Origin of the sequence: Streptomyces sp. NPDC056452 (assembly GCF_042796085.1) — a bacterium.
Lineage (GTDB): Bacteria > Actinomycetota > Actinomycetes > Streptomycetales > Streptomycetaceae > Streptomyces.
The window spans coordinates 170,415-192,527 of record NZ_JBHTRI010000010.1; the positions used below are offsets into that span (position 1 = coordinate 170,415).

The window sequence follows — 22,113 nt, forward strand, 5'->3', positions numbered from 1 at the left end:
GGGCGTTCCCCCGTCAGGCGGACTCGCGTACGACCAGTTCCGGATCGAAGACGACCGAGGTCGGCTCGGAGCGCACGCCTTCGACGTGTTCGCACAGGAGACGTGCCATGGTTTCGGCCATCTTCTCCACCGGCTGACGGACCGTGGTCAGCGGCGGCCGGCACACCGAAGCGGCGCTCGAATCGTCGAAACCGACGACCGCGACGTCCTGCGGTATGCGCCTCATGCGCTCACGCAGGAGTTGGCAGGCGCCCTGTGCCATCAGGTCGTTGGCCGCGAACACACCGTCGACGGAGGGGTCATCCTCCAGGAGCCGGCTCATCGCCGCCGCGCCGCTGTCGAGGGTGAACGTGCCCTCGGCGATCAACGGGGCGGGGTGGCCGGCGGCGGCCAGCGCGTCACGGAAACCGTCGAGCCTGGCCCGGGCGGCGGGAAGGTTCTGCGGAGCGGGGATCGCGGCGATACGCCTGCAGCCGCGGGCGAGCAGGTGCTCCGCGGCCAGCCGGGCCCCGGAGTAGTTGTCCAGGTCCACGAAGCTGAACGGCTGGGGCTGGGCCGGCCGTGCGTACAGGACGGTGGGGATTCCGGCCGAGGCGAGCAACTGCGGCAGCGGGTCCGGCGCTTGGAGCGACACCACGAGCGTGCCGTCCACGTTGCCCTGCCGCGCGTAGTCGACGACCTGCTCCCTGGCCGCCTCCGACTCCGCGAACAGGAGAACCGGGTGGATGGCACGGCTCCGCAGGTACCCCATGGCGCCGTCGACCACCCGGCCGAAGAACGGGTCCGCGAACACCTGGGCGGCGAACTCGTCACCCGCGCCGGAGATGATGAGCGCGATCGTGCCCGCGCGCCGGGTGACGAGGAACCTCGCCGCGCGGTTCGGGGTGTACCCCGTCCGCTCGATCGCGACACGGACCTGGTCCTGGATGGCGGGGTCGACGTTGCGCACACCGTTGACGACCCTCGACACGGTGGCGCGGGACACCCCCGCCTGCTGCGCGACGTCTTCCAGCGTCGGTACCCCTCTGTTCATGGCCGGATTTTAACCCTCGGTGCCGAAACCGGTACACGCGGCCGGAGTTGGAACAAAACCGGGATCCCGCCGCCGACGCCGGTGCGGTGTCGCTCACCGGCCGAGGACCACCAGTTCGCGCACACCCGCCGGCTTCTCCGCGTCCGCCGAGCGCACCGTCACCCGCACCTGCCGGGCGAGGTCCCCGGACCGGTACGGCCACCAGGTCTTGCCGTCGAGCGAGGTCTCCAGGGTGTGGGAGGCGGGAGCGATGTCGGACCACCGGGGGGTGACCGACGCGACCCGCAGGACCCGTCGCAGGTCCACCGTCAGGGCTCCTGTCGCGCCCTCGGGGGACCAGGCCGTCGACGGGCTGCCGTCCACCGCAGCGACGGCGTACAGACCGGGGGTCTCCGAGGTGGCCGTCGCGGGGCGGCAGCGTGCCGCGTCGGCCGTCACGGCGAGGTCGGGACGGCGGGTGGGGAGAGTGAGCGTGGTGGAGAGTCGGCGCGGGCCCGACGGGGTGTGGACCGTGAACGGGGCGCCGTCCGTCAGCCGGACCGTCGTGTCGCGGGGGCCGATCGAGATGTCGTACGTACGGCCCCGGTAGCGCAGCCCCGTCAGTTCCACGCCCTCGCGGAGCTGGGGCGGCAGGAGCGGATCCAGCCGTACGCCGTCCTCGCGCAGCCGGAGGCCCGTCAGGCCGTGGGTGAACACCTGGAGGAAGCCGCCCTTGCCGGTGAGGAAGTCCTCGGCGGGGAAGCCGGAGAGCGGGTCCTCGGCACCGGACTTCTCGCCGCGCGCCTCGGAGAAGAGGTTGAAGGGGCCGCGGACGAACGGCCTTACGGCACGCTGGAGATACGTGTACGTGGCGCAGCCGGGTTCCCCGATCGCGGCTGCGTCGATCGCGTGCACCGAGTCCGTCATCGCGGGGCCGTCCGGATCGGTGCGCGCGGCGTAGTAGTCGAGTGTCGCGGCGGCGGCACCCTCCTCCATCGGCCACTCCAGCGGATAGACGAGGAGCACGGTGTCGGCCTGCTTGATGGTCGAGCCGTTGTACCCGGCGTACTGGAGGAACAGCTTCCGCTCGGCGTCGTACGGGATGCGGAGCCCGTCGGCGACCCGGGTCCACCCCGCCGGTGCCGGGTGGCCGAGGAGCTGGGCGGCGCGGGTCGCGTTGCGCAGAGCGGTGGCGGCGACGGCGTTGGTGAAGACCCCGTCGGTGACCCCGTTGCTGTACTCGTCCGGACCCGCGACGTTCCTCACCGAGTAACTGCCGTCGCTGTTCGCCGTGGCGCGCGACTGCCAGAAGTCGGCGATGCCCTTCAGGAGCGGCCAGCCCCGGGTCCCGAGCCAGGTCCGGTCGCCGGTGGCCAGGTAGTACTGCCAGACGGCGAGCGAGACATCGCCCTGGAGGTGGTTCTGGGTGAGGCAGTGCGGCGGGTCCCAGCTCTGGCACTCGGAGTCGAGCCGGCCCCTGCTCGCGCTCGTCCACGGGTAGAACAGGCCGCGGTGGCCCAGCTTCTCGGCGTTGGCGCGGGCGGCACCCCTGGTGCGGTAGCGGTACTCGACCACGGTGCGGGCCAGTTCGGGGCGGGTGGCGAGCAGTCCCGGGTACATCCACGTCTCGGCGTCCCAGAACACCATGCCCGCGTAGTTGTCGCTGGTCAGCCCCGCCGGGGCGATGCTGTTCGAGGCACCGGCGCGGGTGCCCGCGAGCAGGCCGTACTGCGCGGCGCGCAGCCAGGCCTGCAGGTCCGGGCTGCCCGGGACGGCGATGTCGGAGGCCCACGCGGTCCGCCAGGCGGCCGCGTTGTCGGCGAGGACCCCGGACCAGCCGCGCCGGGCGGCGCGCCGCGAGGCGTCACGCGCGGAGACGAGGGGGGTGCGGGAGGTGAGGGCGGTGTCGATGCCCACGTACTTCTCGAACGTGTACGAGCGGCCCGCCTCGACCCGGGCCGTCCGGGTGCCGTTGCCGGTTCCCGTCTGGACGATCGCCCCCTCCGTGCCCGTGCCGAGCGTGCGGAACGAACCGTCGTCCGTGACCGTCACCCTGCGTGCCCCGCGCTCGTCCAGCCGGCCCGTGACCGTCGCCGTGCCGCTCCAGCGCGGGGTCATCCGCAGGCGTACGGCCCCGGCGTGCACGTCGGAGCGGTCGGTCAGCACTTCGTACGTCAGATCGGTCGCCCGGCCGTCGGCGGTGGTCCAGCGCAGCGAGGTCACGACGACACCGCAGCGCAGGAAGGCGGTCTGCCGGTACCGCGAGACGCGGCCGGCGGGTGTGCCGGTGCCGAAGGTCTCCGTACCGACGCGCACGTCGAGGGTGGTCCAGCTCGGCAGGGCGGCGATCACCTCGCGGCCCTCGGCGAGGCCCTTGTCGCGGGCGTAGAGCCCGGAGACGAAGGCGCCGTCGTACCGTGGTGTGTAGAGGGGCCAGCCGGTCTTCCCGCCCGTCGCCGCGTATCCGGCGCCCGTGGCGGGCACCCGGTGGCCCAGATAGCCGTTGCCGACGTAGGGGTCGTATCCTGCGGCCTCGCCGAAGGCGGTGGACGTCGGCGCCCAGGAGGCGTCGTCGGAGGCGGCGGACGCGCCGGGTGCGTCCCGGTCGTCCGCGTGGCCCGTGCGCCCGCAGGAGGCGGGCGGTGGCGCCGTCACGGGTGCGGCGGTCCTCGCGCCGGTCGCGTACGAGTGCGGCGGCAGGGGGGCGATCAGTGCGCCCGCCACCAAGGACGTGAGAACAGAGATGCGCGTGAGGCTCACCGTACGAAGGTAGGCACGGCGGCGTCGCGGGTTCGGCTGCGGCGCGCGGGTGAACGGCTGATCGGACGGCACATCGGAGCGGACCGGTCCAGGGCAGAGGGAGAACGGCATGTCGTATCCGGAACCCGTATACACGGACGGCGAGGGAGAGATCAGCGCGCAGTACCGCCCGGCGGACACCACGCCGAATCTGCTGACGCGCAGCGGTGGCACCACGCACTACCTGGCGACGACGGAGTCGACGCACGGCGAGTTCGGGCTCTACCGGATCAACATGGCGCCCAGGGCCGGTGGCCCTGCCACGCACTTCCACCGCTCGATCTCGGAGTCGTTCTTCATCCTCGGCGGCACCGTGCGGATCTACAACGGTGAGCGCTGGGTCGACACGACCGAGGGCGACTTCCTGTACGTACCGCAGGGCGGTCTGCACGCCTTCCGCAACGACTCGGACGCACCCGCCTCGATGCTGCTGCTGTTCACGCCCGGGGCGCCCCGCGAGGAGTACTTCGAGAAGGTGTCGCAGGTCTCCGACTGGCCGGAGAAGGAGCGTGCCGAGTTCTTCATCAGGCACGACACGTACTGGACGGACTGACCGCTCCGGTCACGGTGCGGGCGCCAGGCCCGTCTTGAGGCCGGCGCCGCACAGGGGTACGACGACGCTGCGGTCCTTCCAGTCGCCCACGGCCGCCCAGCAGGCGACCCCGGTCGTCTCGACGAAGAAGCCGCGGGCCGCCAGATCCTGCTGCGCGGCACGGATCCGGTCCTCGGCGACCGTGAGGAAGGTGCCGCCCGACTCCCTGACGGCCGCAAGGATCTGCCGGGCGCGCGGAGGGCGGGGGATGGCGATGCCCTCGGCAAGGGTGGGGGACGCGTGGGCGGGGGAGTCGAGCAGGTCGTCGGCGCCCGCACGGAACGCCTCCGCGAGCGGGGACACGGCCTCGGCCTGTACGGCGATCAGCGCGGGACGCCGGGCGATCAGGCCCTGGGCGAGGAGTTCCGCCGTGGCCAGGGCCGCGCCGAGGAGCAGGGTGCCGTTGCCGACCGGCACGGCGATCGCCTCCGGCAGCGTGCCGCCGAGGTCCTCCCACATCTCGTAGACGTAGGTCTTCGTGCCGTGCAGGAAGTACGGGTTGAAGACGTGCGAGGCGTAGAAGGTGCCGGGCCCGTCGGCGGCCGCGCGGGCGGCCCGTGCGGTGGCCTCGCGGTCGCCGGGCACGACCTCCAGCCGGGCGCCGTGCGCGCGGATCTGCTCGGTCTTCTTCGGGGACGTGCCCTCGGGGACGTACACCGTGCAGGGCAGGCCGGCCCGGGCGCAGTACGCGGCCACGGCCGTGCCCGCGTTGCCGCTGCTGTCCGCGACGACCCGCTCCGGGGCGAGCCGGCGGGCCAGTTCGGCCAGCATGACCGCGCCCCGGTCCTTGAAGGAGAGCGTCGGCATCAGGTAGTCGAGCTTGGCCGAGACGCTCGCGGTGAGGGGGACGAGCGGGGTCCTGCCCTCGCCGAGGCTGACCGCCGGACCGCGGAGGGGCAGCGCCTCTTCGTAACGCCACAGTGAACTCACGCGTCCGGTCAGCGAGTCGAGGGACATCGGTGACCGGACGTCGAAGTCGAGGTCCCAGGGCCCCCGGCAGAGGGGACAACACCAGGTCAGCTCGGTCGTGTCTGCGCGGGTCCCGTCCTGCGGGCAGCGGTAGGTGGCCATGCCCGCCAGCATGTCAGCCGTGTGGCGAATGTATTGCTCATGCCAAGACAGTCTTGTGGGATTCCTATGGATGGGCCAATCTTTCGCTGGCAGCAGGGCACGCCGCCGTACGAGGAACCCGGATTCGGTGTTCTGTCGTGTCTGGTTTGTCATGCCCATGCTGTTGTTTGGCCGAAGGCACCCCGCTCGACCGAATGCACCCCCCATGCACCGCGATGCAGGTCAATGCACCCCCAGGCATCCCCCACCAGTGCACCGCAAACGAGGAGGACCCCTCACATGGCAGTGAAGCGTCACGCACGCTACGCGCGAAGACTGGCCGCGACGAGCGTCATAACCGGCGCGGCCCTCGCCCTCTCGACCGCGGCGGCCTTCCCGGCCCTCGCGTCCCCGAGCGCGGCGGAAGGCCGGATCGAGAACGCGGGCGCCCCGGGCGCCATCAGCGGCAGCTACATCGTCACCCTCGACGAATCCGCCGCCGACGCCGGATCCGCCGACGGCAAGGCGCTCGCCGCGGAATACGGCGCGAAGATCAAGAAGACCTACAGCGCGGCGCTCAACGGCTACGCCGTCGAACTCCCGGCCGAGCAGGCGAAGAAGTTCGCCGCGGACCCGGCAGTCGAGTCCGTCGTGCAGAACCGGACCTTCACGATCTCGGGCACCCAGCCCTCCCCGCCCTCGTGGGGACTGGACCGGATCGACCAGACGGCGCTGCCGCTGAACCAGAGCTACACCTACCCGGACAAGGCGGGGGAGGGCGTCACCGCGTACATCATCGACACCGGTGTACGCATCAGCCACAGCGACTTCGGCGGCCGCGCGTCGAACGGCTACGACGCCATCGACAACGACAACACCGCGCAGGACGGCAACGGGCACGGCACCCACGTGGCCGGCACCGTCGCCGGGACCTCGTACGGCGTCGCCAAGAAGGCGAAGATCGTCGGCGTCCGCGTCCTCGACAACAGCGGCTCCGGCACCACGGCGCAGGTCGTCGCGGGCATCGACTGGGTGACGGCCAACGCCGTCAAGCCGGCCGTCGCCAACATGAGCCTGGGCGGCGGCGCGGACACCGCGCTCGACACCGCCGTGCGCAACTCGATCGCCTCCGGCGTCACCTACGCGGTCGCGGCGGGCAACGAGTCGACGAACGCCTCCACCAAGTCCCCGGCGCGCGTCGCCGAGGCCATCACGGTGGGCTCCACCACCAGCACCGACGCCCGTTCGAGCTTCTCGAACTACGGCACCGTCCTGGACATCTTCGCGCCGGGCTCCTCGATCACCTCGTCGTGGAACACCGGTGACAGTGCGAGCAACACCATCTCGGGCACGTCGATGGCGAGCCCGCACGTCGCCGGGGCCGCCGCCCTGTACCTCGCCGACCACCCGGGCCAGACCCCGGCGCAGGTCTCGGCGGGACTGGTCGCCGCGGCCACCAGCGGCGTCGTGACGAGCCCGGGCACCGGGTCGCCGAACAAGCTGCTGAACGTCGGAACCGGCACCACCCCGCCGCCCACCGGCACCAAGTTCGAGAGCACGACCGGCTACACGATCGCCGACAACGCCACGGTCGAGTCGCCGATCACCGTCTCCGGTATCAGTGGTAACGCACCGTCAGCACTCAGCGTTCCCGTGAACATCACGCACACCTACTCCGGCGACCTGAAGATCGACCTGGTCGCGCCCGACGGTTCGGTCTACAACCTGAAGGCGTACGGGACCGGCGGCAGCGCCGACAACGTGATCACCACCTACACGGTGAACGCTTCGTCGGAGGTCGCCAACGGCGCCTGGAAGCTCCGGGTCAGCGACAACGCCACGTACGACACCGGGAGGATCAACTCCTGGGCACTGCAGTTCTGATGCCGGACCGCTTCTGATGCCGGACCGCTTCTGAGCCGGACCGCTTCTGAGCCGGACATGAACGCACGCGGGGCGGCTGCCGACGGCAGCCGCCCCGCACGCCGCTTCCGGTCAGTGCCGGTTGAGCCCGCGGTCGACAGCGGACATCAGCTCGCCGTCGTCCGTGTCGCCGTCCAGCGACCAGAACATCGCACCGCCGAGACCGCGGTCACGGATGTACGAGGTCTTGGCGCGCAGCACCTGGGGGTCGTCGTACGTCCACAACGTCGTCCCGTCGAACAGCCAGGCGTGGCCGTTGCGGGTGTCGCGGTGCACCGTGTACTGCCCGGAATCGGCCAGCTTCTTGAGGGCCTTGTAGTCCTCGTAGCCCGCCGCGTACGTGGCCGGTGCGGGCGCAGTCGCCGGCTGCCCGAGACCGTCGCCGCCACCGGTCACTCCGGTCCAGCCCTGCCCGTAGAACGGCATGCCCACCACCAGCTTGCGGGCGGGGGCGCCGCGCCTGATCCAGTCGCGGACCGTCTGGTCGACGCTGAAGTCGCCCTTCGCGTACAGGGCGGACTGCTGGGCGGTAGTCGTCTCACCGGATACGTGGAAGTCGTAGCCCTGAAGGTTGACGAAGTCGAAGTCCCGCATGATGCGGCGGACATCGAAGCCCGCGTCGATCTTGGCGGGAGCGGTGGGAACGAAGGCCGAGAGCTCGTAGTGCTTCTGATGCGGCTTCCGGTCCGTCTGCGACTTCTGCGACTTCTGCGACTTCTGCGACTTCGCGTAGGCGTCGAGCTGGGTACGGAACTCGTGTACCAGGGCGGTGAAGTTCTTCTTGTCCTCGGGGCGGTAGACCGTGTCGGTGTCACCGGCGGAACCGGGCCACTCCCAGTCGATGTCGATGCCGTCGAACAGGCCGGCGGCTGCCCCCTCGCCCCCGCGTACACCGTCGACGGGCAGGTTGCCCTTGATGTACAGGTCGATGCAGGACGAGACGAGGGCCTTGCGCGAGGCGGCGGTGCGGGCCGCGTCGGAGAAGTGGGTGGACCAGCTCCAGCCGCCCAGCGAGATCATCACCTTGAGGCCGGGGTGCTTGGCCTTGAGCTCGCGCAGCTGGTTGAAGTTGCCCGCGAGGGCCTGGGTGTCGGTGTCGGCGACGCCGTCCACCGATCCCGCGGCATCCAGCGGACGGGCGTAGTCCGCCCAGGCGTCCGCCTCGCCGGGCACATTGCCGGTGAAGCACCTGCCTTCGGCACTGACGTTGCCGAAGGCGTAGTTGATGTGGGTGAGCCTGGCCGCCGCACCGCTCGTGTCCAGGTCCTTGACCTGGAAGTCGCGCCCGTAGACGCCCCACTGGGTGAAGTAGCCGATGCTCTTGTACGCGCGGTTGTGGCCCGCACCGCGGTCGTCGCGGCTTCCGCCGTCGGCCGTGGCCGCGGGGGCGATGCCGGCCAGCAGCGCGAAGGCGCAGGCGGCCGTGGTCAGTCTGGACAGGGTTCTTCGACGCATGGGACTCGTTCCTGTGCGTGTGCCGGAGCTGGAGAGCCAGCGAGAGCCGTGCTGTGCAGAGGAAGGTATTGGTCTGGACCAAAAACGGTCAAGAGCCCGCGCGGTACCGCGCGAGGTATGCGCTGGTCGGCGAGGAATCATCACATCGAGTGAAACTGTGGCCTGTGCTTGCGGTGCACAACCCACGGTTGCCAGGCTGTTGCAGTCTGTCAACCTGTTGGGAGTGGCCTGTGACTTTCGGTGAGCAGCCCGCCTATCTGCGCGTGGCGAGCGATCTCAGAGAGAAGATCGTCAACGGCGCGCTGCCGCCTCATACCCGCCTGCCGTCGCAGGCGCGTATCCGCGAGGAGTACGGAGTCTCGGACACCGTCGCGCTGGAGGCGCGGAAGGTGCTGATGGCCGAAGGGCTGGTCGAGGGGCGGTCGGGTTCCGGGACGTACGTGCGTGAGCGCCCGGTCCCGCGCCGGATCGCCCGCTCCGGCTACCGGCCGGGAGCCGGAGCCAGTCCGTTCCGCCAGGAACAGACGGCGGAAGGCGTGCGCGGGACCTGGGAGTCCCGCAGCGAACAGGAGGGTGCCACCCCCGAGATCGCCGAACGCCTCGGCATCGAGCCGGGCGACCGGGTGATGCGTACGAGGTACGTCTTCCGGGACGCGGGCGAGCCGATGATGCTCTCGACGTCCTGGGAGCCTCTCGCCGTCACGGGCCGTACGCCGGTGATGCTTCCGGAGGAGGGCCCGCTGGGCGGCTGCGGCGTGGTCGACCGGATGGCCGCGATCGACGTCGTCGTGGACAACGTCGCGGAGGAGGTCGGCGCGCGCCCGGGGCTGGCGGAGGAGCTCCTGGCGCTCGGTGGTGTGCCGGGGCACGTGGTGATGGTGATCGGGCGCACGTACTACGCGTCGGGGCGGGCCGTGGAGACGGCGGACGTGGTCGTGCCCGCCGACCGCTACCGGATCGCCTACCATCTGCCGGTCAAGTGACCGGCCGTGCGGGCTGTACCGGCTGCGACGACCGCTATGAGGGATGGTGTGTCCGCCGTCCGTGACGAGGAGTTAACTCCCCCTCGCGGCCCTTAACCCGCAGGCAACCTCCGACCGTTGGGGCTTGTCATGTCCGGCTCGTAACTTCCCGTTCGTCACCCGCACACGGACCGACGGACGGGAAGTCACCGATGACGGACACGGCAACGCCCACAACGGCCGAGGTGCCGCCGCCGGCGCCGCAGGACGGCGCCGGGGCGGCACCCCGGCGCAGCTATGCGAAGCTCGCGGCCGACGAGAGCCGGGAGGACTACTCCCTCCGCTACGCCCCGCACTCCTTCCGGCGCTGGTCGCCCTCGATGGTCGCGGGTACCGCGCTCGGCGGTATCGCCTATCTCGCCGACTTCGCGATCGGCGCCTCGATCGTCTTCACCTACGGGTTCACGAGCGGATTCGCGTCGATCCTCGCCGCCGCGGCGATCATCTTCCTCACCGGCATACCGATCGCCCGGGCCTGCGCGAAGTACGGCCTGGACATGGACCTGGTCACGCGAGGGGCGGGCTTCGGCTACTTCGGATCGACGCTGACCTCGCTGATCTACGCGTCGTTCACGTTCATCTTCTTCGCCCTCGAAGGCTCGATCATGGCGCAGGCCATGCACCAGGCCGTCGGGCTGCCGGTCGAGGCCGGCTATCTGATCACCACGCTGATCGTCATCCCGATCGTCTTCCGGGGCATGGGCGCACTGGCCAAGGTGCAGGCCTGGACCCAGCCGGTCTGGATCATCGGCATGATTCTGCCCTTCGTGGTGCTGGCCTTCGAAGCCCCGGACGCCTGGGGGGCGTTCAGCTCCTTCGGCGGTACGGAGGGGGCGGGCTCGGGCTTCTCCTGGGTCGCCTTCGGGCTCGGTACGGGCGTCGCGCTCTCCCTGATCGCCCAGATCGGTGAGCAGGCCGACTACCTGCGCTTCATGCCGGCCAAGACCGAGGCCAACAGGCGCCGGTGGAATCTCGCCGTCCTCGCGGCGGGGCCCGGCTGGGTCATCATCGGCGCGGCGAAGCAGCTCGGCGGCGCGTTCCTCGCGTTCGTGGCGCTGGAGGCGGTCGGCAAGACGCACGCCCTGGAGCCGATCGCGCCGCAGATCGAGGCACTGAAGCCGTGGCTGGGGTCGTTCGCGCTCCCCGCGGCCGCGATCTTCGTGATCGTCTCCCAGGTGAAGATCAACGTCACCAACGCCTACAGCGGCTCGCTGTCCTGGTCGAACTTCTTCTCCCGGATCACGCACAAGCACCCCGGCCGGGTCTGGTACATCTTCCTCAACCTCGCCATCGCGCTGACGCTGATGGAGATGAACATGTTCGCGGCCCTGAACAAGCTGCTGGGCTTCTACTCCAACGTGGGCATCGCCTGGATCGCGGCTGTCGCGGCCGACCTGGTCATCAACAAGCGAATCGGGCTGAGCCCCCGGTACATCGAGTTCAAACGCGCCTACCTCTATGCGGTCAACCCCGCCGGATTCGGTGCGATGGTGATCGCCTCGACCGTGTCGATCCTGGCCTTCTTCGGGCTGTTCGGCGTGTACGCGGAAGCCTTCTCCACCTTCATCGCGGCCGGACTCTCCTTGATTCTCTGCCCGTTGATCGCCTGGGCGACCAAGGGGAAGTACTACCTCGCCCGGCCGAACCCGGTGAACGGCCCGGACGTCGAGATCGCCGACATCACCGCCACGCACACCTGCGCGGTGTGCGAAACCGCCTATGAGCTGCCCGACATCGCCGACTGCCCGGTCCAGTCGGGCCCGATCTGCTCGCTGTGCTGCTCCCTGGACGCGGAGTGCGGCGACGTCTGCCGCAAGGAGCAGGGCGCGGGCCCGGTTCTGCTGCCGTTGCCCACGGTGCGAACGGCGGCCGACTGACGCGGGACGTGTGCGAGGGGGCGCATCCGGACGGGTGCGCCCCCTCACGCATGACCGGATGTGTATCTCTTTGTGTAAACCCGCATCCGCTGAGTGAAGGTCAGGCGTACGCTCGGGCATATGCGTACTGCGGTTTCCTGGGGATCCTTAGAGACGTGCACGCCGGTGGGGAGAGGGGCGAAATGCTTGGGAGGGACACGATGACCGACAGCGGTGCCGTGCTCCCTTGGCTGGTGATTCGGCAGGACGACAACGGCAACAGATACCGCGTCGGCCGCTATGCGACACAGGACGAGGCGCAGAAGATCGCAGACAGCCTGGAGCGCCACGGGCACAAGCAGCTCTACTGGGTGGAGCGCGTGGGCCAGAGCGCCCGCCCCTGACGGCTGCGGCCTCCGGGGCCGCGCCGGCCGCCCCCGTCTGCCGCCCGTACGGACCGCCTGCGGTCCGAGAGTGACTCCGAGCTGTCGCCGGGGCCGTCCGATGTCGAGGACGGCCCCGGCCGCCGTCCGTCGTGGACGTGGCAGCCCGGCCTGCCGGACAGCGCCGTATATTCGCGTCCCGGAAGCCCTTTTCCCGCACGTCCTCGGACAGCACGTCAGGCGTGGGGCCGGCCCGGGTGTTGTCGGTTGCGCCGGCTGCCGGCGAGGTGCCGAACGCGCCTGAGCCGTCCGGACGCGCTGAGCCGTCGAACGCCCTCAGCCGCACCCACGGCATCCGAAGCGGCGGCGGACCGATGGTGAGGACGGAACGATGCCGGTGCTGATCGACACGGTGGCCTGGGTGCGGGTGGAGAACGGCAGGATTCTCTGCGCGCGACCGAAGGGGAAGGACATCTTCTACATCCCCGGAGGCAAGCGGGAGAGCGGGGAGACGGACCTGCAGACCTTGCTGCGCGAGGTCGAGGAGGAGCTGACGGTGAACGTCGTCCCGTCGACCGTCATCCATGCGGGTACGTACGAGGCGCAGGCGCACGGCCATCCGGACGGTGTGGTGGTACGGATGAGCTGCTACTACGGCGACTACCGCGGAACGCTGGCCGTCAGCAGCGAGATCGACGAGATGGCCTGGTTCTCCTACGGGGACCGCTCCCTCGTCCCCCCGGTCGACCAACTGCTCTTCGACGATCTCAACGCCACGGGCGAGCTCATCTGAGCCCCCGGCGCATGCACCCGTACGCCCCACCTGTCAGGTCCTGCGATAGGCTGCACCAAATTTCGGGTATGTGCTGATTATCCCCTCCGAGTGGGGTGCACCCCCGTTTTTGGTCTTGGGAAGTGATCGGCGTGACCGATACCGAAGGCGACTGCGCCGAGTGGAGCTTTCCGGCGGTGCCGGGCTCCGTGCGCAGCGCCCGGCATGCGGTACGCGATGCGCTGCACGTCTGGGGGCTCGACGCGGCGGTCGGAGACGTCGCCGTGCTGCTCGTGAGCGAACTGGTGACCAATTCCCTGCGCTATGCGGCGGGCCCCATCGGGGTGCGGCTCGTGCGTCCGCATCCGGACGGTGAGGGTCCCGGTTCGCCGACTGCCGGGCAGGCCCTGCTCGTGGAAGTCTCCGATCCGCTTCCGGATGCGCCCACCGAACGTATGGCCGGACCGGAGGACGAAGGGGGGCGCGGGCTGCAGCTCGTGGCTTGTTCTGCGCGCCGCTGGGGGACCCGGCGCGGAAAGAGTGGCAAGACGGTGTGGTTCGAGCTCGCTCTCCCTGGTTAGGAGTGGGAGGGGACGCACAGCGATCACCGGCGGTCAGGCAGAACCTGGCTGAAAGGGACTGAGACCGTGCTGTGATCGTGAACGCCGTGCCGGTAAGGCCCGTAGTGCTGAATACTGCGGGCAGGACCGGTCCGGTGTGTGAGCTGGAGGGGACGGTCGCGTGAGCGAAATACCTGGGTCGGCGGGCGACGTCGTGTGGCAGAGCAGCCCGCCTGGCTCGATCTATGACTACATCAGGGTCGCCTCCTTCTCGATCGGGCCTGACGGGCTGATCGAGCAGTGGAGCCGGCGGGCCGCCGGTCTGTTCGGCATGGCCTCCCACGAGGCGGTGGGCAGGGATCCGGTCGAGGCGTTCATGCCTGACGAGCTGCGCTCGGACGCTCATCGGCGGGTCGGCGAAATCCTCGACGGCAAGGAGTGGACGGGTCTCGTCCCGTTCCGGATTCCGGGCGAGGGCGGTGCCGAGGGTCTTGCCGAGATCTACGTCATGCCGAGCGAGACGGGGAGCGGGGAGCGTGCCGCACTCTGCATCGTCGTCGATGTCCGGGCACTACGGCGCATCGAAACTGATCTTGCCGCATCACAGGCGATATTCGGCCAATCTCCCTTCGGCTTCGTGCTCTTCGGCGCGGACTTCACGGTCGTACGGGCCAACCAGCGGTTCGCCACCGTCTTCGGCGGCGAGGCGGACGACCACCGCGGACGCACGGTGGACGACTACCTGGCCGGCCAGGAGGCCGACCGGCTGTCCAGCACGCTGAAGCGCGTCCTGGAAACCGGTGACGCCGTCACCGATCTCCAACTGGTCGGCACCGTCCCCGGCTCCAGCGACCGGCGCCACTGGTCCATGAACCTCTACCGGGTACACAGCGGCGCCGGACGCCCCATCGGCGTCGCGGGCCTCGCCACCGATGTCACGGGCCGGCACATCGCCGCCCGCGAGGCAGCCAGTGCCCGTCGTAACCTCGCACTTCTCAACGAGGCCAGTGCGCGCATCGGCAACTCCCTCGATCTGGAGACCACCGCCCGGGAACTGCTCGACGTCGCCGTGCCCGGTTTCTGCGACCTGGCATCCGTGGACCTCTACCAGGGGCTGCTCACGGGCGACGAGGCCTCACCCGGAACCTGGGGCCGGCTCCGGCAGGAGTCCGGCGGCGGTTCGGCAGAACTGCGCCGGGTCGCCCAGGCCAGCGCCGTCTCCGACGCGCTCCCCGACGGCCTGCCGGGTGCGAGCATGAGCGGCGGTGCCGATCCCGACAGGAACGCGGCCCCGGGGCCGCCCGCGCTCGGCGCGGTCCACCGCTACCCGTTCAACTCGCCCTGTGCCGTCGCCCTGCGCACCGGCCATGTCGAGGACGTGCCCGGTGACGAACGCGGCTTCGTGCACTCCACGCTCGCCGTGCCGATGGTCGCGCACGACATCGTCATCGGCCTCGTCCAGTTCTCCCGCACCAAGGGCAGCGAACCCTTCGGCGAGCGGGACCGGGCCCTGGCCACCGAACTTGCCGCACGTGCGGCCGTCTGCATCGACAACGCACGCCTCTACCGCCGCGAACACGAACGGGCACTGATACTCCAGCGCAGCCTGCTCCCCCCGGGCGACCCGGAGGCCGCAGGCCTCGACATCGCCTGCCGCTACCTCCCCGGCAACACGGCCACCGAGGTCGGCGGCGACTGGTTCGACGTGATCGAACTTCCCGGCCATCGCACGGCCCTCGTCGTCGGTGACGTCATGGGCCGCGGGCTGCGGGCCGCTGTCGCCATGGGGGAGCTGCGCACCGCCGTACGCACACTGGCGCTCCTGGACCTGGAGCCGGCCGAGGTGCTCTCCGCCCTCGACGAGGTCGCCCGTGGCCTCGGCACCCCGGGCGGCGGCGACCGGAGCGACGCCTTCGGTGGAGGCGGCGGCGCCCAGTGGCCCTCACGCGTCGCCCACAAGTCACGCGAGGCGGACCTCTCCGAGGTCTACCTGGCGACGTGTGTCTACGCGGTGTACGACTCCGTCACCCGGCGGTGCACCTTCGCCAATGCCGGTCATCTCCCCCCTGTGGTGGTCGAGCCGGGCGAACCGGCCCTGCTGCTGGACGTCCCTCCCGGAATGCCGCTCGGCGTCGGTGGCGAGCCCTTCGAGGAGGTCGAGGTGGAGCTCAAGGAGGGCGCCCTCCTCGCCCTCTACACCGACGGTCTCGTCGAGTCCCGCGACCATCCGCTCGACGAGGGCCTGCAGGCCTTCAGGGACGCCCTCACGGAGCCGTCCCAGCCGCTCGAGGACGTCTGTGACCATGTGCTGGCCACCCTCGACACCCGCCACGGCGAGGACGACATCGCCCTGCTGATGGCGCGTATCCAAGGGCTTCCGGTGGATGCCGTGGGCGACTGGCGGCTTCCCCGCGAGCTCCGTTCCGTCGGCCGGGCCCGCGAGCTGGCCCGTGCCCAGCTGTCGTCGTGGGACCTCGACGACCTGGTGGACACCACCGAACTGCTGGTCAGTGAGCTCGTCACCAATGCGCTGCGCTACGGCGAGGGCGAGATCAGGCTCAGGCTGCTGCGCGACCGCACCCTCGTGTGCGAGGTATGGGACGCGGGACTGGTCCAGCCACGGCGGAGGCGGGCACGCGACACCGACGAGGGCGGTCGTGGGCTGCAGCTGGTCGGACTGCTGAGCGCGGCCTGGGGGTCACGGCGGACACCGCGAGGCAAGACGGTGTGGTTCGAGCTGGCGCTGCCCGACGGTGAGCCGGCCGCCGAGCTCTCGGTCGAGCAGCTGCTGAGCATGTACTGACCGGGAGTCGGGCCCTGTGCGGGCGGGCGGAGCCGACGGCCTCCGGTCGCTTCATGAGCCCGACTTCAGGGCGGCGAGCCGGGCCTCGACCTCCGCACTCTCACCGAGACTGTCCAGCTGCTCGAACTGTGCGTCGAGGGACGACGCGGCAAGCTCCTGCTTGCCCACCGCCCTCGCCTCCTCGCGCCGCACCTTGTCCTCGAAGCGGCTGAGCTCACTCGTCGGATCCATGACGTCGATGTTCTTCACGGCGTCCATCATCTGGTTCTGCGCCTGGGCGGACTTGGAGCGCGCAACCAGCTCGTCGCGTTTGGACTTCAGCTGGGTCAGCTTGGTCTTCATCTGGTCCAGGCCCGTCTTCAGCTTGTCCACCACCACCGTCTGCGAGGCGATGGTGGGTTCAGCGGTCTTGGCCTCCTGCTCCGACTGGAGCTGGCGGCCCAGCGCGACCTTGGCCAGGTTGTCGAACTTGTCGGCGTCGGCGGCCGATCCCGCCGCGCGCAACTCGTCGGCCTTCTTGCTGGCCGCGAGGGCCTTCTGCCCCCATTCCCGCGCCGCGTCGACGTCCTCCCGGTGATCCTGCTCCATCAGCCGGAGGTTGCCGATGGTCGCGGCAACGGCCTGCTCGGCCTCCGAGATGTTGCCCGTGTACTCGCGGATCAGCTGGTCCAGCATCTTCTGGGGGTCTTCCGCCTGGTCGATCAGGGCATTGATGTTGGCCCGCGCCAGCTGCGTGACGCGGCCGAGGATCGTCTGCTTGGTCATGGCACCTCTCCTTGTGTGAAATACAGCGACTGACGCAACGTGAAACTCCGCGGATGACGCGACGCGCCGTCCGTCAGAACCTCAGAACCGGCCTCCGCCGCCCCTTCGGCCACGGGTTCCCCCGCCGCCGAAGCTGCCCGGCCCGCCTGAGAACCCTCCGCCTCCGAAACCTCCCGAGAACCCCCCTCCGAATCCCCCGCCCCGGCCGCTCCCGCCGAGGAGTCCACCGAGGAGGATGCCGCCCAGAACCGCCCCGCCCATCCCGCTTCCCCCTCCTTGTACACCGCCCGGGCCGTTCTGGTTCCGGTAGGCCCGCACGTCCTGTTCGGCCAGGCTCTGCGCCAGCCCCGCCAGGGCGTCCGCCTGCTGGGCCTCGCTCAGCGCGCCCTGCGGATCGTTCGATTCGCCCAGTTCACGGGCCCGCTCCCACCGCCGCTGGGCCTCGGCCAGCCGGGTGCGGGCCTGGCTGCCCACCGCTCCTCTGTTGGTGGTGATGTAGTCCGCGGCGGCCCCGATCGCCGAACGCGCGGTGAGCATCGCCCGGTCGAGGAGCGAGCGGGCGCGCAGGTTCCCGTGCTCCTGCTCGCGGGCCCCGGCGAGGGCTTCGTCCAGCGCCGCGTCCGCCTCCTCCACCCTGCGCAGCGCGTCGATGGGGTCGTAGGGACCGGCTTCCATCTCGCTGCGCACATCACTGAGCACCGACGCCGCGCGCGCGATCCTGCCCTGCAGATCCGCGGTGGAGACTCCCTCGGCCGTGCCTTTCAGCAGACCTCCCGCATCGGCCAGATCCGTTTCCGTCTCGGTCAGGGCACCCGGCAGCTTGCCCGCGGCCTCGGCCAGTTCCACGGCACGCCGGTCCACGGCGTCGACGAGTGCGGACGCCTGCCCGATCGCGCCCTCGACGGCCCGGACGTACACAGCGGCCTTCGCGTTGTCGCCGTCGGCCACGGCCTGGCGTGCCTGATCGAGGCCGGACGTGGCGAACAGCAGCCGGTCCTTGGCCTGCTCGACGTCGTCGGCCACCGGCGCGGCGGCCGACTCCGCGTACCGGCTGCGCATTCCCGTGAGGGTGGACTCCGCCGTGGAGATCCGTCCGGACAGGTCGTGGAACGTGGCCTCCGCAGTCGCCACGGCCTGGGGCGCGGTCTGCTCGAGGGCGCGCAGCCGGTCGAAGTCCTCGGCCACGGCGTCCAGACGTCCGTTCGCCTCCGCACAGCGGCTGACGATCTCGTCGAGCATGCGGCGCCGTGTCGCGTCGTCCTCGGGGAAGGCGTCGTCGAGCTGCTGCCGCAGGCGGAAGGCCGCGGTCAGCTCCGACTTGGCATGGTCGACGGCCTGGGCGAACGGAGCCGCGGCCTCCTCGCCGAACTGCGCGGTGGCGAATCCGAGCTCCTCCTCGCTGGTGCGCACGGCGTCGTCCGTGTCCACCAGGTCGGCCTTGGCCTGTGCGTCGAGCTCCGGCAACGGCGTGGGCGGCTCGGCCGATTCCTGTGCGCCGCTGCCCCAGCCGGCCGCGGCAGGGGTGGTCCGGCCCGACGCACGCCTCCTGCGGCGGGTGTACGCATAGGCAGCGATTGCACCCGCGGCTGCGACGACGGCGATGGGCACGATCAGGTTCCCCGCGCTGCCACTGCCGGAGTCGCTGCCTGTTCCGGGGTCCGCGGCCCCCGGTGTGATCGCGGGAGCCGGAACGGGCCGGCCGGCGAGCACGGCGGCGTACCCGTTCGCGGCGCCGATCGCGGCCCCGGCCCAGTCGTTCTGCCGCAGAGCCGGTTCGATCGCCGTGCTCGCCACGTCCTGGAGCTGTCCGTCGGTGAGCCGCGACCCCTGGTCGACGGAATAGGCGTACTGCCGGTCGTGCGTGGCCACGGCCAGCAGCACGTCGTCCTGCCCGAGCCCGTTGCGGTTCGCGGTCTCGTCGGCCCAGGTCTGCGCGTCGCGGCCGGAGAAATCTCGTACGTAGACGACGAAGAGCTGGATCCGGCTGCTGTCGAACAACGCGTCGAGCGCGGACTCGACCTGCTGGTCGCGGTCGCCGAGAGCTCCCACCTTGTCGGTGATCTGCCCGTCACGGGACAGCACGACGGGGTCGTCGGCACGGGCGCCCGGGGCGGCGGGCAGAGCGATCCAGCACATCGCTGCCAGCACGGCGAGGAGGACCCTGGCGGGTATGGAGATCCGGGTACGGCTCGCGGGCTGCGTCACATTGGGGAGGCTATGTCCGCCCTGTTCCCCTCGCGACCCGGCGCCCTCGGTCCTCGGACGGGCCGGCCGGCCGTCGTACAGCCGCTTCCGCCACCCCGCCTCGCAACGCCTTGGACGGCGGTACGGATGAGGAGTGAGGGAGGACCGCGCAGCGGCTCCGCGTCCGATCGGGCGACCCGGGCCGGCCGAAGAAGGAACGGAAGTGGCTGAGGATTGCGTCTGTGACGCCAGGGACGAAAGCGGTGCGGGCCTTCCGGCAGGAGGAAATCAGGCGGCCGGGTACTGCATCGGCACAGCGAAACTCAGGGGGTACGGACATGGGCACAGGGAAGACGGCCGGAACGGCGCGGAACAGGTGGGCCCGGATCCGATGGACCTGGCCGCGACGCGTCGCTCTGGCACTGGTCCTGCTGCTCGTCCTGCCGGTCCTGACCGCGGGCATCGCGCTGCGGCTGAACTACACCGGGGATCCGGGCGAGGACACCCGCACCCGTGGGCGTGACGCCATCTGGCTCGGCCATGCGTGGGTCGACGGGCGCAAGGGCGACAGAGACCTGGCGGCCTTCGCCGCACAGATAAAGGGGACCGGCATCAAGGACCTCTACGTGCACGCCGGACCGCTGGAACACGACGGCACCCTGCCGGCGAAGCGCTATCCGAAGGCGCAGTGGCTGATCGATGCGGTGCACCGCACCCTGCCCGGCATCCGGGTGCAGGCCTGGCTCGGCGACGTCCTGGCGACCGAGGGACCCGACGGCCTGCGCCTCGAACGCGCCGCGTCCCGCGCAGCCGTCGTCAGCTCCGCGCGGCAGATACTGGACGCGGGGTTCGAAGGAGTCCACTTCGACCTGGAACCCCTGCATTCCGGGGACGGCCACTACCTCTCCCTCCTCGACGATCTGGGCGAACTCACCGGTGCCCGCAAGGCGCAGCTCTCTGTCGCCGCCCATCAGATCGATCCGGTACCCGCCGCGCACAGCATCCTCGGCGCGCTCATCGGCAGGAAGAAGTGGTGGTCGCAGGAATTCTTCGGTGAGGTCGCCGGGCGGGTCGACCAGATCGCCGTGATGTCGTACGACAGCTGGATGCCGTTCGAGGGCACCTACGGCGGATTCGTCGCCCAGCAGACCGCGCTCGCCCTCGAGGTGACGCCCGAGGACACCGACCTGCTGATGGGGGTGCCGTTCTTCCACGAGAACGATCTGGGGCACCGGGACGCCGCGGAAACGGTCGAGGCCGCGGTCCGCGGTGCCAGGCTGGGCCTGGCACGGACGGACCGCGACCGGAAGCGTTTCGGCGTCGCGCTCTACGTCGACTTCGCCGCGCGCGAGGGCGACTGGGCGGCCTACCGGGAAGGCTGGCACTGAGTCCGCCTGGCGGCGGAGGAGTCAGATACCGAACCGCTCCTTGGCGAGCAGAGGGCGTACCCGCGACCGGAAGCCACCCGTCCGGAACGGCCGTTGCAGCAGTCCGGGCCGGATGGCCTGCGCCAGCGCCGCGGCGATCATGCCCTGGTCGAGCGCGAGCATGAAGTCGCTGACCCGCCCGGTGCCGACATTGACCGAGTCCCGGAAGCCGTACCCCTCGTGGTACGCGCCGAAGTCGCGCTCCAGTGCCCGGAGGTTGGCCACCGCCTCGTGCGGTGCGTACGGGAGAGCGAGGAATGAGGCGTGCGGAGTGACCACGCCGTTGGTGAAGGCGGACGGGGCAGGGAGCGGCGAGCCGTCCGTGGTGTACGTGCGGTCGGTGTTGGAGGCGTAGCCGTCGACCTGCATGCCGAGCGCGTCGACGCCGTACTCCTGGTAGCCGCCCTCGGGGACGTTGGAGGGGGAGAATCCCCAGTATCCGTACTGCGCCTCGTCGAGACCGTGCACGATCTGGCTGCGGACGTAGCGCCGGTGCGTGAGGCCCCAGGACCGCGGTGACCACTCCGGTTCCGGTACGAACAGCGGCACCATGAGTGCCTCGAACATCGAACCGCCCCAGGTGGGGATGATCTTCCGGCCGCCGTGGGTGTAGTGCCCCTGCCACACGCGGACACCGTCGACGACCGCGTACCTGCCCTGCGGGTGCTGCTCCTGCTCGTGCTCGGGAAGCATCGTGCGCAGCAGGTGCCAGTAGTGCTCGGCGGGCAGGGAGCCGTCCGCGATTCCGAGATAACTGGCCATGCGGGGCTCGGTGTTGAGCGCGCCGTAGTGGTGGGCGGTGGGCTCCTCGGTATCGGTCCAGAACCCACCGCGCAGCTGGCCGGGTCCGGCGACCGGGTCGGCGGCGTCGTACGGCGTGTAGTAGTAGGACCAGTCGGCGGTCTCAAGGATCCGTCCGATGCGGGGGCGCAGTGACGGTGCGGCGTCGGCGGCGATCCGCAGGCCTGTGACCAGCCAGGCGTTGTCGACGGAGGAGAGGAACGGGCGGACCGGGTCACCCGTGCCGGGCCACTCGGTCAGCACCGAACCGTCATGGGCGTCGTACCAGTTGAGCCAGAAGCCGTGGTGGCGCTCCAGCTTCTCGACGGCGGACACCGTGCGGTCCAGCGTGCGGAGCATCGCGTCCTCGCCGATCACGCCGAGCCCCGCGGCCGCAACGGCCGCCCACAGGCCGCAGCCGATGTTGGTGGGCGAGGTCTGGCGGGACGGGACGGGGCCGGACCCGCTGAGGTCGATCTTGTCGGCGGCGAGACCGAAGTCCGTCGTCATGGCCTCGATCGAGCGGTACGTATCGCGGAACCAATGCAGCAGCTGCGGTGTATCAAAGGCATGAAGGGAACGAGCGGCGCGCGCGGATCGAAGGGCCCCGGCCGTGGGAGCGGCCTGGGCGGCGGATGCGGAGGGAGCGGAGACGGCTCCGAGGGACAGGGCGGCTGCCCCGGTCCCGGCAGCGGTGAGAAATGTTCGACGGTCCATCAGAACCTCTCGA

The 22,113-nt window shown here is 70.5% G+C and carries 16 protein-coding genes; 9 read left to right on the forward strand and 7 right to left on the reverse strand.

Going from position 1 to position 22,113, the window contains the following annotated elements:
* Positions 1-13: 13 nt before the first annotated feature.
* Positions 14-1,033, reverse strand: coding sequence for a LacI family DNA-binding transcriptional regulator (locus tag ACFQ6X_RS12935; protein ID WP_383180268.1), 1,020 nt, complete (start codon positions 1,031-1,033; stop codon positions 14-16).
* Between the two features lie 93 nt (positions 1,034-1,126).
* Positions 1,127-3,772 (reverse strand): glycosyl hydrolase family 65 protein, encoded by a 2,646-nt coding sequence (locus ACFQ6X_RS12940; RefSeq protein WP_383180271.1) that lies wholly within the window; start codon positions 3,770-3,772, stop codon positions 1,127-1,129.
* Between the two features lie 109 nt (positions 3,773-3,881).
* Here ACFQ6X_RS12940 and ACFQ6X_RS12945 point away from each other — a divergent pair, with 109 nt between their 5' ends.
* Positions 3,882-4,364 carry a cupin domain-containing protein gene (locus ACFQ6X_RS12945; RefSeq protein ID WP_383180274.1) on the forward strand — a complete coding sequence of 161 codons (483 nt, stop codon included), beginning with the start codon at positions 3,882-3,884 and terminating at the stop codon, positions 4,362-4,364.
* A gap of 9 nt (positions 4,365-4,373) precedes the next feature.
* Here the strand turns inward: ACFQ6X_RS12945 and ACFQ6X_RS12950 are convergent, their stop codons facing one another.
* Positions 4,374-5,474: a threonine synthase gene (locus tag ACFQ6X_RS12950; protein ID WP_383180277.1), complete on the reverse strand. Its 1,101-nt coding sequence runs from the start codon at positions 5,472-5,474 to the stop codon at positions 4,374-4,376.
* 279 nt (positions 5,475-5,753) lie between these two features.
* Between ACFQ6X_RS12950 and ACFQ6X_RS12955 the strand changes: the two genes are divergently transcribed.
* On the forward strand, positions 5,754-7,337 hold the full coding sequence (locus tag ACFQ6X_RS12955) for a S8 family serine peptidase (RefSeq protein WP_383180280.1): 1,584 nt from the start codon (positions 5,754-5,756) through the stop codon (positions 7,335-7,337).
* Between the two features lie 111 nt (positions 7,338-7,448).
* Here ACFQ6X_RS12955 and ACFQ6X_RS12960 read toward each other — a convergent pair whose 3' ends face one another.
* Complete coding sequence (locus ACFQ6X_RS12960; protein WP_383180282.1) at positions 7,449-8,831, reverse strand: glycoside hydrolase family 18 protein; 1,383 nt, start codon at positions 8,829-8,831, stop codon at positions 7,449-7,451.
* Between the two features lie 230 nt (positions 8,832-9,061).
* Between ACFQ6X_RS12960 and ACFQ6X_RS12965 the strand changes: the two genes are divergently transcribed.
* The 6 genes from ACFQ6X_RS12965 to ACFQ6X_RS12990 all read left to right on the forward strand — a co-directional run bounded on the left by ACFQ6X_RS12965 (position 9,062) and on the right by ACFQ6X_RS12990 (position 16,227).
* On the forward strand, positions 9,062-9,814 hold the full coding sequence (locus tag ACFQ6X_RS12965) for a GntR family transcriptional regulator (RefSeq protein WP_383180285.1): 753 nt from the start codon (positions 9,062-9,064) through the stop codon (positions 9,812-9,814).
* Positions 9,815-10,005: 191 nt separating this feature from the next.
* Positions 10,006-11,730 (forward strand): purine-cytosine permease family protein, encoded by a 1,725-nt coding sequence (locus ACFQ6X_RS12970; protein WP_383180288.1) that lies wholly within the window; start codon positions 10,006-10,008, stop codon positions 11,728-11,730.
* A 200-nt stretch (positions 11,731-11,930) separates the two neighbouring features.
* Positions 11,931-12,113, forward strand: a complete 183-nt coding sequence (locus ACFQ6X_RS12975; protein ID WP_329207780.1) for an SPOR domain-containing protein — start codon at positions 11,931-11,933, stop codon at positions 12,111-12,113.
* Positions 12,114-12,483: 370 nt separating this feature from the next.
* Entirely contained in the window at positions 12,484-12,885 is a 402-nt protein-coding gene (locus tag ACFQ6X_RS12980) for an NUDIX domain-containing protein (protein WP_383180291.1), read from the forward strand.
* 122 nt (positions 12,886-13,007) lie between these two features.
* On the forward strand, positions 13,008-13,445 hold the full coding sequence (locus ACFQ6X_RS12985; protein WP_383180294.1) for an ATP-binding protein: 438 nt from the start codon (positions 13,008-13,010) through the stop codon (positions 13,443-13,445).
* Between the two features lie 193 nt (positions 13,446-13,638).
* Positions 13,639-16,227 carry a SpoIIE family protein phosphatase gene (locus ACFQ6X_RS12990; protein ID WP_383180370.1) on the forward strand — a complete coding sequence of 863 codons (2,589 nt, stop codon included), beginning with the start codon at positions 13,639-13,641 and terminating at the stop codon, positions 16,225-16,227.
* 51 nt (positions 16,228-16,278) lie between these two features.
* On the opposite strand, the gene ACFQ6X_RS12995 is transcribed toward ACFQ6X_RS12990, so the two are convergent.
* Both ACFQ6X_RS12995 and ACFQ6X_RS13000 read right to left on the reverse strand, forming a co-directional pair.
* Complete coding sequence (locus tag ACFQ6X_RS12995) at positions 16,279-16,992, reverse strand: PspA/IM30 family protein (protein WP_383180297.1); 714 nt, start codon at positions 16,990-16,992, stop codon at positions 16,279-16,281.
* Between the two features lie 81 nt (positions 16,993-17,073).
* Positions 17,074-19,128: a TPM domain-containing protein gene (locus tag ACFQ6X_RS13000; RefSeq protein WP_383180373.1), complete on the reverse strand. Its 2,055-nt coding sequence runs from the start codon at positions 19,126-19,128 to the stop codon at positions 17,074-17,076.
* 386 nt (positions 19,129-19,514) lie between these two features.
* On the opposite strand from ACFQ6X_RS13000, the gene ACFQ6X_RS13005 reads away from it, so the two are divergent.
* Positions 19,515-20,564: a hypothetical protein gene (locus ACFQ6X_RS13005; RefSeq protein WP_383180300.1), complete on the forward strand. Its 1,050-nt coding sequence runs from the start codon at positions 19,515-19,517 to the stop codon at positions 20,562-20,564.
* A gap of 21 nt (positions 20,565-20,585) precedes the next feature.
* Here the strand turns inward: ACFQ6X_RS13005 and ACFQ6X_RS13010 are convergent, their stop codons facing one another.
* Entirely contained in the window at positions 20,586-22,100 is a 1,515-nt protein-coding gene (locus ACFQ6X_RS13010; RefSeq protein ID WP_383180303.1) for a glucoamylase family protein, read from the reverse strand.
* Between the last annotated feature and the right edge of the window lie 13 nt (positions 22,101-22,113).

Excerpts from the sequence above, each read along its gene's own strand:
- ACFQ6X_RS12935 (WP_383180268.1), bottom strand. The coding sequence starts at position 1,033 with ATGAACAGAGGGGTACCGACGCTGGAAGACGTCGCGCAGCAGGCGGGG.
- ACFQ6X_RS12945 (WP_383180274.1), top strand. The coding sequence starts at position 3,882 with ATGTCGTATCCGGAACCCGTATACACGGACGGCGAGGGAGAGATCAGC.
- ACFQ6X_RS12950 (WP_383180277.1), bottom strand. The coding sequence starts at position 5,474 with ATGGCCACCTACCGCTGCCCGCAGGACGGGACCCGCGCAGACACGACC.
- ACFQ6X_RS12955 (WP_383180280.1), top strand. The coding sequence starts at position 5,754 with ATGGCAGTGAAGCGTCACGCACGCTACGCGCGAAGACTGGCCGCGACG.
- ACFQ6X_RS12960 (WP_383180282.1), bottom strand. The coding sequence starts at position 8,831 with ATGCGTCGAAGAACCCTGTCCAGACTGACCACGGCCGCCTGCGCCTTC.
- ACFQ6X_RS12970 (WP_383180288.1), top strand. The coding sequence starts at position 10,006 with ATGACGGACACGGCAACGCCCACAACGGCCGAGGTGCCGCCGCCGGCG.
- ACFQ6X_RS12975 (WP_329207780.1), top strand. The coding sequence starts at position 11,931 with ATGACCGACAGCGGTGCCGTGCTCCCTTGGCTGGTGATTCGGCAGGAC.
- ACFQ6X_RS12980 (WP_383180291.1), top strand. The coding sequence starts at position 12,484 with ATGCCGGTGCTGATCGACACGGTGGCCTGGGTGCGGGTGGAGAACGGC.
- ACFQ6X_RS12995 (WP_383180297.1), bottom strand. The coding sequence starts at position 16,992 with ATGACCAAGCAGACGATCCTCGGCCGCGTCACGCAGCTGGCGCGGGCC.
- ACFQ6X_RS13000 (WP_383180373.1), bottom strand. The coding sequence starts at position 19,128 with ATGTGCTGGATCGCTCTGCCCGCCGCCCCGGGCGCCCGTGCCGACGAC.
- ACFQ6X_RS13005 (WP_383180300.1), top strand. The coding sequence starts at position 19,515 with ATGGGCACAGGGAAGACGGCCGGAACGGCGCGGAACAGGTGGGCCCGG.
- ACFQ6X_RS13010 (WP_383180303.1), bottom strand. The coding sequence starts at position 22,100 with ATGGACCGTCGAACATTTCTCACCGCTGCCGGGACCGGGGCAGCCGCC.